The following is a 16,173-nucleotide window of genomic DNA, read 5'->3' on the forward strand; positions in this document are numbered from 1 at the left end:
GGCCCTCCAACGGGAGGGCCTTTTCTATTTGAGTGCCGATCGAGCGATCAGGCCTTGTACTTCTGCACCGCGCCCGGGAGCTTGCTCCACTCGGCGTACCAGCTGTTGAACAGCTTGAACTGGGCTTCGACGTAGCCGCGCTGGCTGTCGGAGAGAACGTCGCTCTCGTTGAAGTGCAGCGTGTATTCCTTGTCGCCCTTCAGCACCATCATATGCTTGAAGTAGAGAACGAGGTCCGGACCTTCGTCGAAGGACGAGAGAACGGCGAGCGCCTGTTCCAGTTCCAGTGCGCGCAGACGTGCGTCGACGTCGCCTTCGGCGGCGGCACGCGACAGGTTGCACATGTGGATGACTTCCTTCGGCAGAACGCAGCCGATGCCGGTGATCGCGCCGGTCGCGCCGCAGTTGACGAAGCCGTGGAAAACGGCCGTGTCGACACCGATCATCAGCGAAACGCCATCGTCACGGCTGGTGATGTTCTCGGCCGCATAGCGCATGTCGGCAGCGCCGCCGAACTCCTTGAAGCCGACGAGGTTCGGATGTTCGGCGCGCAGCGCGAAGAACAGGTCGGCGCGGGTGGCGAAGCCGTAGTACGGGCTGTTGTAGATGACAGCCGGCAGGCTCGGGGCGGCCGAGAGAATGGCCTTGAAGTGGTTCTTCTGGGCAGCGACAACCGAGCCGCGCGAAAGCACGCGCGGGATGACCATCAGGCCCTGGGCGCCGACCTTCTCGGCATGTGCCGCGTGAGCGACGGCCGAAGCAGTGTTGACGGCGCCGGTGCCGACGATAACCGGAATGCCGGCCTTGACGAGGCGCTCGACGCCTTCCATGCGCTGTTCGTCGGTCAGGAGCGGCCAGTCACCCATCGAGCCGCAGTAGACGACGGCGGACATGCCTTGAGCGATCAGCTCCTTGCCCTTGCGCACCAGCGCGTCGAAATCGGGGGTGCGGTCTTCCTTGCAGGGGGTCATCAGCGCCGGGATGACGCCGGTGAAAATCTGAGCCTTCATCTGAAACTCCTCTCGGCTTTGTGTTCAGGGCAGCGGCGCACCTGCGCCCTTGCCTTTGATCCAGACAATAGCTGTTTGTATTTTATTTGTCGACAAGAAAAATACAAAGGTCGCTACAAAGCGATATCGAGCTTGTTGTTGCGGGCAAAAAGCTTCTGCACCTGCTCGACGATCTGCTCAGCATGCGCCTTGCCCAGCCGATCCGCAGCCTCGACGTCGCGCGCGGCGATCGCGGCGATCATGGCCGCATGCTCGTCGACGAAGCGCTGGGGGAACTGCTCGTCATAGGACTGATAATAGAGACGGAGAATGCGCCGCCCTTCGTCCAGCAGCCGGCGGAACAGGCTGGTGAAATAGGGGTTGCGTCCGCTTTCCGCGATTGCCGCATGGAAGGCGGCGTTGGTGGCGATCATCGTGAGCGGGTCGCGCGTCTGCACGGCTGCCGCATAGTCTTCGTGGAAGCCGCGAATGATCGCCAGGTCTTCTGGGCGGTGGTTCTGCGCCGCAAGCCGCGTGGTGACGCGGTACATCAGCACCAGAGCGTCGAAGAACGGATTGAGATTGAGGAAGTCGATGTTCGCGACCATCGTCGAGCGGTTCGGCAGCGTGTCGATCAGCCCTTCGCCGGCAAGACGCACCAGCGCCTCGCGGATCGGCGTGCGCGACATCTTCAGCCGCTCGGCAAGCTGCACTTCGTCGATCGGGCTGCCCGGCGGCAGCACCAGGTCGAGGATCTCGTCGCGCAAGAGGTCATAGACCATCTTCACGCCGGAGCCGCGCTTGCGCTCGGGGATGGGGCTGTTGTCGGTGTCGATATCGGTCATGTCAGATTCCTTTGTCGACAAAAGAAATACTTGTCTCTGTCGCCGGGATCAACAGTTTCCGCTGCCGTCATTGCGCGAAGCTGTTATCCGCATCTGCGTGCACAGGTTGTTGTGGCGACCCATGCGTTTCCCACATGGGAGCGCTGAGTTTTGAGCGCTGCAACTTACGGAAAGCCTGAGCTATAAGGTGTTCATCGAAGCGAAACGAGGCGCCACGGACTGGCAGCCAGGCTTCGAAAGCCCATTGAAAGGGGGATCAAATGAACATCGCACGCTCCATCAACAACTGGCGCAAGTACCGTCAGACGGTCACCGAACTGGGCCGCATGTCGAACCGCGAACTTCGCGACCTCGGCATCGAACGCGTCGACATCGACCGCGTCGCACGTACGGCCTTCGCCCGCTGAGGCGATCTTAAAGACTGAATAATTGCCAAGCGCCTGCATCTCCTGCGGGCGCTTTTGCTTTTTGGCGCCTTCATTGCGCCATTGTCGTCCCACACATCGCTGGCACTGCGATTTGATTAATCGACTACTCCATTAATCGCGCCGCTTGCCGCCGACAGGCGCGGTGTTCGTTCAAGAGACTGAGTGCCATGCCGCCGTTTTCCCCTGAGATTACCGATTTCTGGAACGCGTCCTTTGCGGGCGATGTTCTCGCAAGCGCGGATCGGTTTACCGTCGTGGTCAATCCCGACCTCGACGAGGAGAGCCCGGCCATGGTGCTGCACACTGCTGAAAACGGCGTGATCGTGGCCCTGTCCCCGGCGCTCGGCGCCGCGCTGTCGTCGGCGGCGGGGCAGGTGCTCACCGAAGCGCCCCTTCGCCAAGGGCTGTGCGATGCCGGCATCGTCCTGAACGGTGCTGACAACCTCTTCTACTTCACCGAAGCGGATAAGGCTGTGCTGTTGCGGGAGAATTCAGGCGCCCATGTGCGCGCGCTCACGGCGAAGGATGCGGCCGCGTTCGCCCTGTTCCAGGGCTCCGCCTCGGAAGAGGATCTCGATGCAGCCTATGTCGAACTGGATCACTGGTTGGTCTACGGAGCCTTCGATGGTGACAGGCTGGTCTGTGCCGCGAGCATGTATCCCTGGCAGGAGCGGCAGATCACCGATCTCGGTGTGCTGACGCTTGTGTCCGATAGGGGTAAGGGCCACGCCCGCAAGGTCGTGCGCGCAATCAGCAGGGCCGCCCTCGAAAAGGGCTACCAACCGCAATATCGCTGCCAACTCGACAACCACGCGTCGGTGGCGCTTGCGGGAGCCGTAGGCGTGACGCTTTTCGGCCAATGGGAAGCGCCCTCCGAAGACGGCTGAGACGCGGCTCGACGGTATGCCGGGCCGTCAAAACGATGCTGACAGAATCTGGCAGGGGTCGCGCGTAAAGTGGTCCCAGGATAAGAGATCGAGGGATTGCAGATGTCGGCGCAGGATATGTTTCAGATGGGTGCAGCAAACAGGTCGGGCGAGCGCAATTTCTGGATCGGCGCTGTTTCCGGCGATGACCTGCAGCATGCCGCCGAAGACGGCTTCTCTCGCTTTGGCTACGGCTACGGCAATGTCCAGGCGATGACGCGCATGAAGGCGGGTGATGGCTTCATCGGTTATGCGCCCAACGCCGCCTTTAACGGCAGGGCGGGGCTTGCCTGTTTTGCCGCCATCGGTGTCGTCAAGGAGCGCCCGCCCTACTTCTTTGCCATGGGCGGTGTCGCCCCGCATCGCGGCGACATCGACTGGGCCGACAGCATGGAGGCGCCGGTTCGGCCGTGGCTCGACAGCCTTGAATTTGCCGAAGGCAACCGTAACTGGGACCAGAAGCTTCGTCTTGGTCATCTTGCCATCAGCGAGCGTGACTTCCGTGTGATCGCGCGGGCCATGCATGCAGACCTCGGCATGGTTTTCCCGAGGGTGCCGGCCTTTCGGCAGCAACTCGCCGGCTGATCGTTCGCGTCTTCAACCCGGCAGCAGCACCGTTGCGTCCTCCGCCGTGTCGACCGCTTGCTCCACCGAGCCGGCGGCGATGCTGGCATACATGCCGGTGGTTCTGAATTCCGTCGGGCTCAGACCGAAGGAGCGGCGGAACACCTTGGCGAAATAGTTGGGGTCTTCGAAGCCCGAGAGAATGGCCACTTCCTTGACCGGAAGGCTTGCGGTTTTCGTCAGCAGTTTTACCGCACGCTGCAAGCGCTTCTGCAGCACATATTCGGCGGGCGCCATGCCTTCGCTGGCGGCGAAGACGCGCGAGAAATGCGCCCGGCTCAAGCCCGACACGCGTGCCAGTTCCTCCACCGGAAGCGGGTTCTGCAAGTTGTTCATGATGTGGTCGACGACCCGGTGCATCGTCCTGTGTTCATGGCTGAACACCGGGTGCGAGCCGAAGACGTCGTCGTAGAGCGCCATCGCCGCCTCGTAGGCAATCGCCGAGGCTCTGCCTGGCGTCTCGCCGCCGCGGATCAGCCGCAGGCTGCAGTCGGCCAGATGCTCGATCGTTTCCGGTTGCAGCTTCAATACCGGACCGGTCACGGCGAGCAGGGCGCGGTGGATGCGCAGCGCCTCGTCGCCGTTCATCGAGATCCAGAAGAACTCCCAGCGCCCGCCGTCTTCCAGCCAGTAGCGATGATTGTGCGGCACGAGCAGGAGCAGCGTCTCGCCCTCGCGCACCCGATAGCTGCGGTTTTCGTATCGCAGGTTTCCGGCACCCGCGATCGTATGCTGGAGCACGGTAAAGGGCGTGTTTCCGCGCTTTCTGCCGTCCCAGTCATAGGTCGCATTGTTGCGGATTTCATAGCCGGTGCTGGTCGGCATCGCGTGCAGGCTCTGGCGTCCCCGCGGCAGCGAAACGGTGCGCATAACCGGGCCGTTGTCGATCAATTCTTGCAGCATAAAATTACCCATGAAAGCACAATACCGCTCTGGCGGGGTCGGCGATTATACACATAATGACCACCAACAGCGCAACAGGCGGTGCTTTTGGCCCGTAAGAAATGAGGGGATGCATCGAAGTTGCGCGCAGAGACGGTGAAAAACCGTGAATTGATTTTACCCTTTGTCAGAGATGCATGCAGTTCATGAGGAGTGAGGGCATGGCAACATTCAAGATCGCCATCATCGGCGCCGGCAGCATAGGCTTCACCAAGAAGCTCTTCACCGACATTCTCGCCGTGCCGGAATTGCGCGACATCGAGGTTGCGCTGACAGATCTCAGCGCCCGCAATCTGGAGATGATCAAGGCGATCCTCGACCGGATTGTCGAAGTCAACCGCCTGCCGACGAAGGTGACGGCAACCACCGACCGGTTGAAAGCGCTCGAAGGCGCCCGCTACATCATCAGCTGCGTCCGTGTCGGCGGGCTCGAAGCCTATGCCGACGACATCCGCATCCCCCTTAAATATGGCGTCGACCAATGCGTCGGCGATACGATCTGCGCCGGCGGCATCCTCTACGGCCAGCGCAACATCCCCGTCATCCTCGACTTCTGCCGGGATATCCGCGCGGTCGCCGAACCGGGTGCCAAGTTCCTGAACTATGCCAACCCGATGGCGATGAACACCTGGGCAGCGATCGAATACGGCAAGGTCGATACGGTCGGGCTCTGCCACGGTGTTCAGCACGGCGGCGAGCAGATCGCCGAAATCTTGGGAGCCGGCGAGGGCGAACTCGACTACATCTGCTCGGGTATCAACCATCAGACCTGGTTCGTCGACGTGAGGCTGAAGGGCCGCAGGATCGGCAAGGACGAGTTGGTTGCGGCCTTCGAGGCGCACCCGGTGTTCTCCAAGCAGGAGAAGCTCCGCATCGACGTGCTGAAGCGGTTCGGCGTCTATTCGACCGAGAGCAACGGCCATCTCTCCGAATATCTTCCCTGGTATCGCAAGCGCCCGGAGGAAATTACCCGCTGGATCGATATGTCCGACTGGATCCACGGCGAGACCGGCGGCTATCTCAGGCATTCGACCGAGACGCGCAACTGGTTCGAAACCGAGTTTCCGCAGTTCCTCGAAGCAGCCGGCCGGCCGCTCGACCATCAGAAGCGCTCGAACGAACATGCGAGCCATATTCTCGAGGCCCTGGAAACGGGCCGGGTCTATCGCGGCCATTTCAATGTCAAGAACAATGGCGTGATCACCAACCTGCCTGCCGACGCCATCATCGAATCCCCCGGCTTCGTCGATCGCTTCGGCATCAACATGGTCTCGGGCATCACCCTTCCCGAGGCCTGTGCCGCCACCTGCCTTTCCTCGATCAACGTCCAGCGCATGTCGGTCCATGCGGCCGTGACCGGCGATCTCGATCTTCTAAAGCTGGCGATGCTGCATGATCCGCTGGTCGGCGCCATCTGCACACCGGAGGAGGTTTGGCAGATGGTCGACGAGATGGTGGTCGCTCAAAGCCAGTGGCTGCCGCAATACGCCCATGCCATCGACGGCGCCAAGGAGCGACTTGGCCGCGCAACCGTCAAGACGCGCGAATGGAAGGGCGCTGCGCGGCGTGAGGTGCGTTCGCTCGACGAGTTGCGCGCCGAGCGTCAGGTCCGCGCCGCCGGCTGATCGATTGCAGCGCTGCTTCCGTGAGGAGACGTGGGCAGCGCTGCCTGAAGTGCAGACTTTTCAAGGAGGAGGCCGCGTCCCGGCGCGGCAAAGAGGGAGAATCTAAGCCAATGACCAGCCACAGACTGATGAAAATGGCGAGCCTGCTGCTTGTCGGCATCTCGACCCTTGCCCTGGAGGCGACCGCTTCCGAGCCGACCGTCGTGCCCCAGCAGCCGGCCTTTCCCGCCGAGGGCAAGATCACCTATGTGCCGCGCGACTCGATCGCCGAGTTCAAGGCGCTGCCGGAATATAAGGAACCGGCCTGGGTCACGGAGAAATACGTCAAGACCGGCAAGCTGCCGCCGGTCGCCGAACGGCTGCCGATGGAGCCGATGGTCTTCAAGACCGGCAACATGCCTGATGGCGTCGGTGTCTATGGCGACACGCTGCGCCACGTCATCGGCGGTCGTCCCGAGGGCTGGAACTACTCAGCCGGCCAGAGCCAGGGTTGGGGGGGCATCGATATCGGCATGTCCGAATGCCTGACGCGTACGGCGCCGCTCTTCCAGGTGGAAGCGAAGGACGTCGAGCCTCTGCCGAACCTTGCCAAGAGCTGGGACTGGTCTTCTGACGGCCACAAGCTGACGATGCATCTGGTCGAGGGCGCCAAGTGGTCGGATGGCGACCTCTTCGATGCCGATGACGTAATGTTCTATTGGGAAGACAACGTGCTCGACCCGAGCGTGACGCCGCTGAACGGCGCGACGCCGGAGACCTTCGGCGCTGGCACGACGCTGAAGAAGATCGACCAGTATACGGTCGAGTGGACCTTCAAGGAGGCCTTCCCGCGCCAGCATCTCTATGCCATGGCCTATGGCACCTTCTGCCCCGGCCCGTCGCATATTCTCAAGGCCAAGCATCCGAAATACGCCGGCACCACCTACGACCAGTACAAGAACGCCTTCCCGCCCGAGTACATGAACATCCCGGTCATGGGTGCCTGGGTCCCTGTCGCCTATCGCCCCGACGATATCATCGTGCTGCGCCGGAACCCGTACTATTGGAAGGTCGATGAGGCCGGCAACCAGCTGCCCTACATCAACGAGCTGCACTACAAGCTCTCGACCTGGGCCGACCGCGACGTACAGGCGATTGCCGGTTCCGCCGATCTCTCGAATCTCGAGCAGCCGGAAAACTTCGTGGAGTCGCTGAAGCGCGCCGCCCAGGATACGGCCCCCGCCCGGCTTGCCTTCGGCCCGCGCCTCATCGGCTACAATCTGCACATGAACTTCTCGGCCAATGGCTGGGGGGAGCCGGACGAACGCGCCCAGGCGGTGCGTGAACTCAACCGCAAAGAGGATTTCCGCAAGGCGGTGACCATGGCGGTCGACCGCAAGAAGCTCGGCGAGGCGCTCGTAAAGGGCCCCTTTACCGCGATCTATCCCGGCGGGCTTTCCTCCGGCACCAGCTTCTACGACCGGGAATCGACCGTCTACTATCCCTTCGACATCGATGGCGCGAAGGCGCTGCTTGAGAAGGCGGGGCTGAAGGACACCGACGGCAACGGCTTCGTCAACTTCGCGGACGGCAAGGCCGGCGGCAAGGACGTGGAGATCGTGCTTCTGATCGACAACAGCTATGCGACCGACCGCAACCTGGCCGAGGGTCTTATCGGCCAGATGGAAAAGCTCGGCCTCCGGGTGGTTCTGAACTCGCTGGACGGCAAGCAGCGGGACGCGACCAATTACGCCGGCAAGTTCGACTGGATGGTTCACCGCAACGCCGCCGAATATGCCTCCGTCGTGCAGAACACGCCGCAGCTGGCGGCCGCCGGTCCGCGCACCAGCTGGCACCACCGTGCACCGGAAGGCGGTCAGCTTGACCTGATGCCCTTCGAACAGGAACTCGTCGACATCATCAACAAGTTCATCGCCACCAACGACAATGCCGAGCGCGCGAACTTGATGAAGCAGTACCAGAAGGTCGCGACGACGAATCTCGATACAGTCGGCCTTACCGAATATCCGGGCGCGTTGATCATCAACAAGCGCTTCGCCAACGTGCCGACAGGAGCGCCGATCTTCATGTTCAACTGGGCCGAGGACACGATCATGCGCGAGCGTCTCTTTGTCCCCGCCGACAAGCAGGGTGACTTCGAGCTCTTCGCCGAGCAGCTCCCGGGCAAGCCCGGCGAGAAGAGCCTGAGCAACTGATCGAAGGCCGCCCCTCCGGCCTCAAGCCGGAGGGGCGGCGCCTCATCTTAACCGACAGAAGGAAACGGCATGTTCAGGTTTCTGCTTGTCCGCATCGCCTCTGCCATTCCGGTGCTGCTTGTCTTGAGCGTGGCGACCTTCGCCATCATCCAGGCGCCGCCCGGAGACTACAGCGATTACATCCGCTCGCAGCTGATCAACCAGGGTGGCGCATCCTATGAGGAAGCCGAAGCCCAGGCGCAGGCCTATCGCAACGAGCATGGCCTCGATAAGCCGCTGCCGGTTCAATACGTCAACTGGATGACCGGCATCCTGACGCGCGGCGATTTCGGCCACAGCCTCTACTACAACAAGCCTGTTGCCGATGTCGTCGGCGAACGCCTGCCGCGCACGCTGGCATTGGCGCTCGTCTGCCACATCCTGGCGTCCATCATCGGCATATCCTTCGGTATCATCGCCGCGACACGGCAGTATTCGTGGATCGACAGCCTGCTTTCGACGGTGGCCTTCCTCGGCATGACGGTGCCGCGCTTCCTGATGGCGCTGATCATCGTCTACATCCTCGTCTTCCATTTCAATGTGAGCGAAATCAACAGCTTCCACTCGGCCCGTTATGGCGGTGCGCCCTGGTCCTGGGACAAATTCGTCGACCTCGTCAAACATGTCTGGCCGGTCGTGGCGATCGCCACTTTCGGCGGCCTCGCCTACAATATGCGGGTGATGCGCGGCAATCTGCTCGACACGCTGAACGCGCAATATGTCGAAACCGCCCGGGCGAAGGGCCTGAGCGAAGGCGCGGTGGTCATGCGCCATGCGGTGCCGAATGCCCTGCATCCGCTGATCATGTACCAGGGCGTTGTGCTGCCCTACATGCTGACCGGCGAGATCGAGACGGCGATCATCTTCGCGCTGCCGACCGTCGGACCGGCCATCGTCGGCTCCATGTGGGTGGGCGACGTCTATGTCACCGCCACCTTCATGCTGGTTCTGTCGGCGACCCTTATCCTCGGCAACATCATCGCCGACATGCTGTTGGCCGCACTCGATCCGCGCGTGCGTCTCGGAGGAGCCCCAGCATGACCGTCGAGATGCAAACAACCCTTCCGCTCGTCGTCGAACCCAAGAACGAGCAGCACAACGAAAGCTATCCTGCGCTCGTCTGGCGCCGGCTGAAGCGCTCCTGGACCGGCATGCTCGGCCTCGTGCTCGTTGGCCTGTTGCTCTTCATGGCGGTCTTTGCCGACTTCCTGTCGCCGGTCGATCCGAAGGCCACGGGCGTCGCCTTTGCGCCGCCGCAGGCGATCAGCTTTACCGATAAGGACGGCAACCTCGTTTTCTCGCCGCGCAGCTATCCGCTCAGCGAAGGTACGGAACTCGACCCGATCACCTTTCAGCCGATCATCGGCCCCGACTACGACAATCCGCAGATCCTTGGCTTCTTCGTCAAGGGCGCGCCCTACAGTCTCTTCGGCCTGATCCCGGCCGAGCGCCATTTCTTTGGCGCGGTCGATGGCTCGCCGGTGCATCTGCTCGGTACCGACAAGTTTGGCCGCGACGTGCTGTCACGCATTCTCGTCGGCTCGCGCATCTCGTTGATGATCGCCCTCATCGTCGTCTCGATCGTCACCATCGTCGGCACGACCGTCGGCATGGCGTCGGGCTATTTCGGCGGCCGCTTCGACGTCTGGACTCAGCGCTTCGTCGAACTGGTGCTCGCCTTCCCACAATTGCCGCTCTACCTGGCGCTGACGTCGCTGATCCCGGTGACGGCGCCGACCAATGTCTTCCTCGCCTTCGTCATCATCGTCATGTCGGCGCTCGGCTGGGCGCAGATGTCGCGCGAGGTGCGCGGCAAGACGCTGGCGCTTGCCCGCATCGACTATGTGCGGGCGGCGATCGCCGTCGGCGCCAGCGACCGGCGTATCATCTTCCAGCATATCCTGCCGAACGTGATGAGCCATGTGATCGTCGCCGTCACGCTGTCGATCCCGCAGGTGGTGCTGCTTGAATCCTTCCTCGGGTTCCTCGGCTTTGCGGTCAAGCCGCCGCTCATTTCCTGGGGGCTGATGCTGCAGGATACCTCCACCTATTCCGTCATCGGGTCCTATCCCTGGATCCTGTCGCCCGTGGCCTTCGTGCTTGTCACAGTCTTCGCCTTCAATGCGCTTGGCGACGGCCTGCGCGACGCCATCGATCCCTATTGAGGAGGACGCATCATGACAGAGACAATCGACGTCCTCACTGCCGCGCCCTTTGAGCGCAGGGACCTTGCCGAACGCGATGGCCGGCCGGTCATCGACGCCCGCAATGTCGCGGTTCGATTCAAGGTCGAACATGGCACGGTGGAGGCGGTGAAGGATGTTTCCTTCCAGCTCTACCGCGGCGAGACCATCGCCATCGTCGGCGAGTCCGGCTCGGGCAAATCGGTTACCGCGCGCTGCGTCATGGGGCTGCTCTCCAAGCGTGCCACGATCGCCCCGCAATCGCGCATCGACTATGACGGCAAGGACGTGCTGAAAATCTCGCCGCGTGAGCGGCGCGGTTTGCGTGGCAATCGCCTTGCGATGATCTTCCAGGAGCCGATGAGTTCGCTCAATCCGGTCTACACGGTCGGCACGCAGATCATCGAGGCGATCCGGGCGCATCGCAGGATAAGCCGACGCGCCGCGACCGAGCGGGCGCTGGAGCTCCTGCGCCACGTGCGGATCCCGGACCCGGAGCTTCGGATCAATCAGTATCCACACCAGCTCTCCGGCGGCCAGCGCCAGCGGGTGATGATCGCGATGGCACTCGCCAACGATCCGGATGTGCTGATCGCCGACGAGCCGACGACGGCGCTCGACGTCACCGTCCAGGCGCAGATCCTCAACCTCATCCGAGACCTGCAGCGCGAGCTCGGCATGGCGGTGATCCTGATCACCCACGACCTGACGGTGGTTCGGCAGTTCTCGGACTACGTCTACGTCATGCAGTACGGCGAGGTGAAGGAGCACAACACCACGGCCGGGCTCTTCGCCAACCCGTTGCATGCCTATACCAAACGGCTGCTCTCGTCGGAGCCGTCGGGTGCGGCTAAAACGCTACCGGACAACGCCCCGATCATGCTCGACGGGCGGGACGTGAAGGTCTCCTTCATGCTGAAGAAGGGCGGTCTTTTCCGCTCGCAGTTTTCTGAGTTGGTCGCGGTCGACAAGCTCAGCCTTAATCTGCGCAAGCACGAAACGCTGGGGCTCGTCGGCGAATCCGGATCGGGCAAGACGACCTTCGGCCAGGCGCTGATCCGCCTGCTCAACCCCGACGGCGGCGAGATCTACTTCGACGGCATCCCGATCCACGACAAGGACCGGACCCAGATGCGGCCTCTGCGCTCGCGCATCCAGATCGTCTTTCAGGACCCCTTCGCCTCGCTCAACCCGCGCATGTCGATCGGCCAGATCATCGAGGAGGGGCTGGTCGTCAACGGCATCGGTGAGAACCGCAAGGACCGGCTCAACCGGGTGGTGGATGCGCTTAACGCCGCAGGCATGCCGGGCAACATCCTGTCGCGCTTTCCGCATGAGTTCTCCGGCGGCCAGCGCCAGCGCATTGCGATCGCCCGGGCCATCGCGCTTGAGCCTGAATTCATCCTGCTCGACGAGCCGACTTCGGCGCTCGATCTCTCGGTCCAGGCCCAGATCATCGAACTGCTGCGCAAGCTGCAGGACGAGCGGGGCTTGAGCTACCTCTTCATCTCCCATGACCTCAAGGTCGTGCGCGCGCTCTGCCATCGGGTGGTGGTGATGCAGCACGGCAGAATAGTCGAGGAGGGGCCGGTGAGCGAAATTCTGTCCAATCCCAAGACCGCCTACACCGAAAGGCTCGTGAGAGCCGCCTTCGATGTGGCAGCATGACCGCTAGAAAGCAGAGGCAATCCATGACCAGACAACCCAAGATCACCTTCATCGGCGCCGGCTCCACCGTCTTCATGAAGAACATCATCGGCGACGTACTGCAGCGTCCGGCGCTGTCGGCCGCGACGATCGCGCTGATGGACGTGAACCCCGAGCGCCTCGGCGAAAGCGAGGTCGTCGCCGGCAAGCTGGTGCGCACGCTCGGCGTCAAGGCTGATATCGAGACCCATTCCAACCAGAAAAAGGCGCTGGAGGGTGCGGACTTCGTCGTCGTCGCCTTCCAGATCGGCGGCTTTGAGCCCTGCACGGTCACGGATTTCGAGGTGCCGAAGAAGTACGGCCTGCGCCAGACCATTGCCGATACGCTCGGCGTCGGCGGCATCATGCGCGGCCTTCGCACAGTGCCGCATCTCTGGAAGATCTGCGAGGACATGCTGCAGGTCTGCCCGAACGCGATCCTGCTGCAATACGTCAACCCGATGGCGATCAACACCTGGGCGATCTCCGAGAAGTTTCCGACGATCCGTCAGGTCGGCCTTTGCCATTCTGTCCAGGGCACGGCCTACGAGCTTTCACGCGATCTCGACATCCCGGTTTCGGAGATCCGCTACCGCGCCGCCGGCATCAACCACATGGCCTTCTTCCTCAAGTTCGAACACAAACAGGCCGACGGCAGCTTCCGCGATCTCTATCCGGATCTGGTGCGCGGCTACCGCGAAGGCCGCTTCCCCAAGCCCAGCCACTGGAACCCGCGCTGCCCCAACAAGGTGCGCTACGAGATGCTGACGCGGCTCGGCTATTTCGTCACCGAAAGCTCCGAGCACTTCGCCGAGTACACGCCCTATTTCATCAAGGACGGCCGTCCCGACCTGATCGAGAAGTTCGGCATCCCGCTCGACGAGTACCCGAAGCGCTGCGTCGAGCAGATCGAGCGCTGGAAGGGGCAGGCGGCGGCCTTCAAGGAAGCCGAGACGATCGAAGTGGCCGAGAGCCACGAATACGCGTCTTCGATCATGAACTCGGTCTGGACCGGCGAACCCTCCGTCATCTACGGCAACCTCAGGAACAACGGCTGCATCACCTCGCTGCCGGAAAACTGCGCCGCTGAAGTTCCCTGCCTGGTCGATGCCTCGGGTATCCAGCCGACCTTCATCGGCGATCTGCCGCCGCAGCTGACGGCGCTGATCCGCACCAACATCAACGTGCAGGAGCTGACGGTTCAGGCGCTCATGACCGAGAACCGCGAGCATCTCTACCACGCCGCAATGATGGATCCGCACACGGCGGCCGAACTCGATCTCGACCAGATCTGGTCGCTCGTCGACGACCTGCTCGTCGCGCATCGCGACTGGATCCCGGAATGGGCGCGCGTGTCGAAAAAGGTCCAGGCAGCCTGACTTTTTCTCCCGGTCAGGCCGCGTCGAGCCCCGGAACCGCATGTCGTCTTTCCCCCATGTCCTAGCCGATTTACGGGGCAAGACCGACAGCGCCGGTTCCGGGGCTTGTTCTTCTCAAGCCGTTACGGCTGCCGCCAGCGGCAACACGATCCGCATGCAGGCGCCGCCGGACGCCGAGCGGGAGACGTCGACGTAGCCGCCATGCAGGTGCACGATCTTCTGCACGAGGTTGAGGCCGAGGCCCGCGCCCTTGCCGTCCTTGTTCAGCCGCTGAAACGGCTCGAAGATCCGGTCGGTTTCGCTGCGCGGAATGCCGTCGCCGTCGTCGCAGACATCGATCACGCCCTGAGGATCGACCTTGACCGTGATTGTGCCGCGCCTTCCGCCGTGGTCGATGGCGTTCTGCACGAGATTGGTGAGCGCTCGCTCCAGCGACGCCTCGTCTCCCGTCACCATGACAGGGCGTTGAACGGCCTCGAATGTCATCTCGTAACCTGCTCCGAAGCCAAGTGGCGCGAGCGCGACAATCACCCGCTCGGCAAGCGCTGCGAGATCGATGGGCCTGAAATCATCCCTCTGGGCGTCGAGACGTTCGAGATCGAGAAGCTGGCCCGCCAGAATGGAAAGGCGCGTCACGTCCTCGTTGAGGCGGGTCTTGTCCGGTCCCGGCGGCAGTGAGGCGATGCGAGCGCCGAGAATGGCAACCGGCGTGCGCAACTCATGCGCCGCCTGGGCCAGGAAGCGCTTGTGTCTCGTATAGCCGTCATCGAGCCTTGTCAGCGCATCGTTGACGGCCGTCACCAGCGGCAGAAACTCATTGGGAACACCCGTCACCGGCATCTGGATGCCGCGCTGGTCATATTCGATGTGGGCGGCATGCGAGGCCGCGTGCGACAGGCCCGAGAGCATCCTTCGAACGACGATCGGGGTGACGACCACGGTCGCAAAGGCGAGCAGTAGCAGCATCGGCACGAAGATGCTGAGGAAGGCGCCGGTGGTGCTGAGCAGCAGGCGGCCGAGCGTCAATTGTCCGTCCGTGCCGCTGAAGATCTGGACCATGCCGGCCGGCGACTCGAGCCATTTGACGACCGCTTCCGGACGGGCGTTCTTGTCGGGCGAAAGCCGGAGGCGGGCGTCGTTCATGCGCTCGAGCCCGGCGACCGCAAAGGCGAATTCTTCCGGCACCGTGCCCTCCGAGAGGCTGTGCCCTTGTCTGTCGCGAACGATGAACCAGATCTTTCCCGCCTGTTGGCGCAGCTCCTGCAGCTCCGGCGTTTCCTGAAGTTCGAGCCCGCCATCGGCTTTGCGGGTGATCGCGTCCTTCAAGACGTCAACATTGCCATTCTCGTAGCCGTCGATGAGATAGCCGGTCACCCAGAGAAGGCCGACCGCAATGGCGATAACGATGAGGGTGGCCACCGTTTCGAACAGCACGAGCCAGCCGACGAGCCGCCATTTGAAGGAATGGGAAGCGCGGCCGCTCATTGGTCTTCTCTGAGAAGATAGCCGACGCCGCGGATGCCGTTGATGGTCACGCCCGCGTCTGCGTCCGCCAGCTTGCGGCGCACGCGCGAGATATGGGTGTCGAGCGCATTGGACTGGATCTCGTCGTCGAGCCCGAACACGGCTTCCATCAGGGCGGCGCGCAGCACCATGCGTCCCATGCGACGGGTCAGCGTTTCAAGCACCAGAAGCTCGCGCCGCGGCATCTTCAGCGGCGTGCCGGCCACACTCGCCTCGCAATGGGCGAGATCGAAGGAGAGCCGACCGACGGTGACGACATCGGATTGCACCGGAACCGGGCGACGGGCAAGCGCGCGCAGCCGCGCCAGCAGTTCCTCGAAGGCGAAGGGCTTGCCGATATAGTCGTCGGCGCCGCCATCGAGCCCCGCCACCCGGTCGGCGAGGTCGTCGAGCGCAGTCAGCATCAGCACCGGCACGGTGTTGCCGCGCGCCCGTATCACGGGGATGAGCGAGAGCCCGTCGCCATCGGGCAGCTTGCGATCGAGCACGACCACGTCATAGACGGCGTCGTTGAGGATCAGCGCGGCCTCAGCGAGATCGCGCGCATGATCGGCGATCATCCGGTGGTGGCTCAACGCGGCCTTGAGCGCCCCCGCGAGCTCCTTCTCATCTTCGACCAGCAAGACCCGCATGAATGCGCTTTACCCCGTGCAACGTGCCTACGCGCGCGATCCTAGTGCCGCTTCATTGAGGGAACCTGTCATCCCGCCGCAAGGTAATCCCGATCTTTGTCGCCGCACAATCATTCGTTGCGGGCGCCCTGCATGACATGCTGTCTCAATCTTGAT

General features: G+C 62.7%; 14 protein-coding genes. 9 read left to right on the top strand and 5 right to left on the bottom strand.

Annotated features, from left to right (window positions below; translation table 11 throughout):
• Nucleotides 1-47: 47 nt before the first annotated feature.
• Both IB279_RS15495 and IB279_RS15500 read right to left on the bottom strand, forming a co-directional pair.
• Nucleotides 48-1,010: a dihydrodipicolinate synthase family protein gene (locus IB279_RS15495; RefSeq protein WP_034798428.1), complete on the bottom strand. Its 963-nt coding sequence runs from the start codon at nt 1,008-1,010 to the stop codon at nt 48-50.
• Nucleotides 1,011-1,123: 113 nt separating this feature from the next.
• Nucleotides 1,124-1,834, bottom strand: a complete 711-nt coding sequence (locus tag IB279_RS15500) for a GntR family transcriptional regulator (RefSeq protein WP_034798498.1) — start codon at nt 1,832-1,834, stop codon at nt 1,124-1,126.
• Between the two features lie 260 nt (nt 1,835-2,094).
• On the opposite strand from IB279_RS15500, the gene IB279_RS15505 reads away from it, so the two are divergent.
• From IB279_RS15505 to IB279_RS15515, 3 genes are all read left to right on the top strand, one after another.
• On the top strand, nt 2,095-2,241 hold the full coding sequence (locus tag IB279_RS15505; RefSeq protein ID WP_112946222.1) for a DUF1127 domain-containing protein: 147 nt from the start codon (nt 2,095-2,097) through the stop codon (nt 2,239-2,241).
• A gap of 188 nt (nt 2,242-2,429) precedes the next feature.
• The gene (locus tag IB279_RS15510; protein WP_113187156.1) at nt 2,430-3,149 is read left to right on the top strand and encodes a GNAT family N-acetyltransferase; all 720 of its coding nucleotides are present in this window, start codon (nt 2,430-2,432) and stop codon (nt 3,147-3,149) included.
• Nucleotides 3,150-3,275: 126 nt separating this feature from the next.
• Nucleotides 3,276-3,773, top strand: a complete 498-nt coding sequence (locus IB279_RS15515; protein WP_159415747.1) for an EVE domain-containing protein — start codon at nt 3,276-3,278, stop codon at nt 3,771-3,773.
• Between the two features lie 12 nt (nt 3,774-3,785).
• Here IB279_RS15515 and IB279_RS15520 read toward each other — a convergent pair whose 3' ends face one another.
• A complete protein-coding gene (locus tag IB279_RS15520) occupies nt 3,786-4,727 on the bottom strand; it encodes an AraC family transcriptional regulator (RefSeq protein ID WP_034798432.1) in 942 nt (313 codons plus the stop codon).
• Between the two features lie 188 nt (nt 4,728-4,915).
• Between IB279_RS15520 and IB279_RS15525 the strand changes: the two genes are divergently transcribed.
• The 6 genes from IB279_RS15525 (at nt 4,916) to IB279_RS15550 (ending at nt 13,861) form a co-directional block, all read left to right on the top strand.
• Complete coding sequence (locus IB279_RS15525; protein ID WP_090425966.1) at nt 4,916-6,379, top strand: alpha-glucosidase/alpha-galactosidase; 1,464 nt, start codon at nt 4,916-4,918, stop codon at nt 6,377-6,379.
• Between the two features lie 110 nt (nt 6,380-6,489).
• A complete protein-coding gene (locus tag IB279_RS15530; protein ID WP_113187155.1) occupies nt 6,490-8,574 on the top strand; it encodes an ABC transporter substrate-binding protein in 2,085 nt (694 codons plus the stop codon).
• 69 nt (nt 8,575-8,643) lie between these two features.
• Nucleotides 8,644-9,654, top strand: a complete 1,011-nt coding sequence (locus IB279_RS15535; protein ID WP_192339328.1) for an ABC transporter permease — start codon at nt 8,644-8,646, stop codon at nt 9,652-9,654.
• Nucleotides 9,651-10,778, top strand: a complete 1,128-nt coding sequence (locus tag IB279_RS15540; RefSeq protein ID WP_090425958.1) for an ABC transporter permease — start codon at nt 9,651-9,653, stop codon at nt 10,776-10,778. Before IB279_RS15535 ends, IB279_RS15540 begins: the two co-directional genes overlap by 4 nt.
• Nucleotides 10,779-10,790: 12 nt before the next feature.
• Complete coding sequence (locus IB279_RS15545) at nt 10,791-12,464, top strand: ABC transporter ATP-binding protein (protein WP_113504723.1); 1,674 nt, start codon at nt 10,791-10,793, stop codon at nt 12,462-12,464.
• A 23-nt stretch (nt 12,465-12,487) separates the two neighbouring features.
• Nucleotides 12,488-13,861, top strand: coding sequence for an alpha-glucosidase/alpha-galactosidase (locus IB279_RS15550; protein WP_113187153.1), 1,374 nt, complete (start codon nt 12,488-12,490; stop codon nt 13,859-13,861).
• 114 nt (nt 13,862-13,975) lie between these two features.
• Here the strand turns inward: IB279_RS15550 and IB279_RS15555 are convergent, their stop codons facing one another.
• Together IB279_RS15555 and IB279_RS15560 are read right to left on the bottom strand one after the other, a co-directional pair.
• The gene (locus tag IB279_RS15555) at nt 13,976-15,346 is read right to left on the bottom strand and encodes a HAMP domain-containing sensor histidine kinase (protein WP_113187152.1); all 1,371 of its coding nucleotides are present in this window, start codon (nt 15,344-15,346) and stop codon (nt 13,976-13,978) included.
• Nucleotides 15,343-16,017 (bottom strand): response regulator transcription factor, encoded by a 675-nt coding sequence (locus tag IB279_RS15560; RefSeq protein ID WP_034798445.1) that lies wholly within the window; start codon nt 16,015-16,017, stop codon nt 15,343-15,345. Before IB279_RS15560 ends, IB279_RS15555 begins: the two co-directional genes overlap by 4 nt.
• Nucleotides 16,018-16,173 lie beyond the last annotated feature (156 nt).

It is taken from the genome of Ensifer sp. ENS06 (genome assembly GCF_014852205.1).
Taxonomy (GTDB): Bacteria; Pseudomonadota; Alphaproteobacteria; order Rhizobiales; family Rhizobiaceae; genus Ensifer; species Ensifer adhaerens.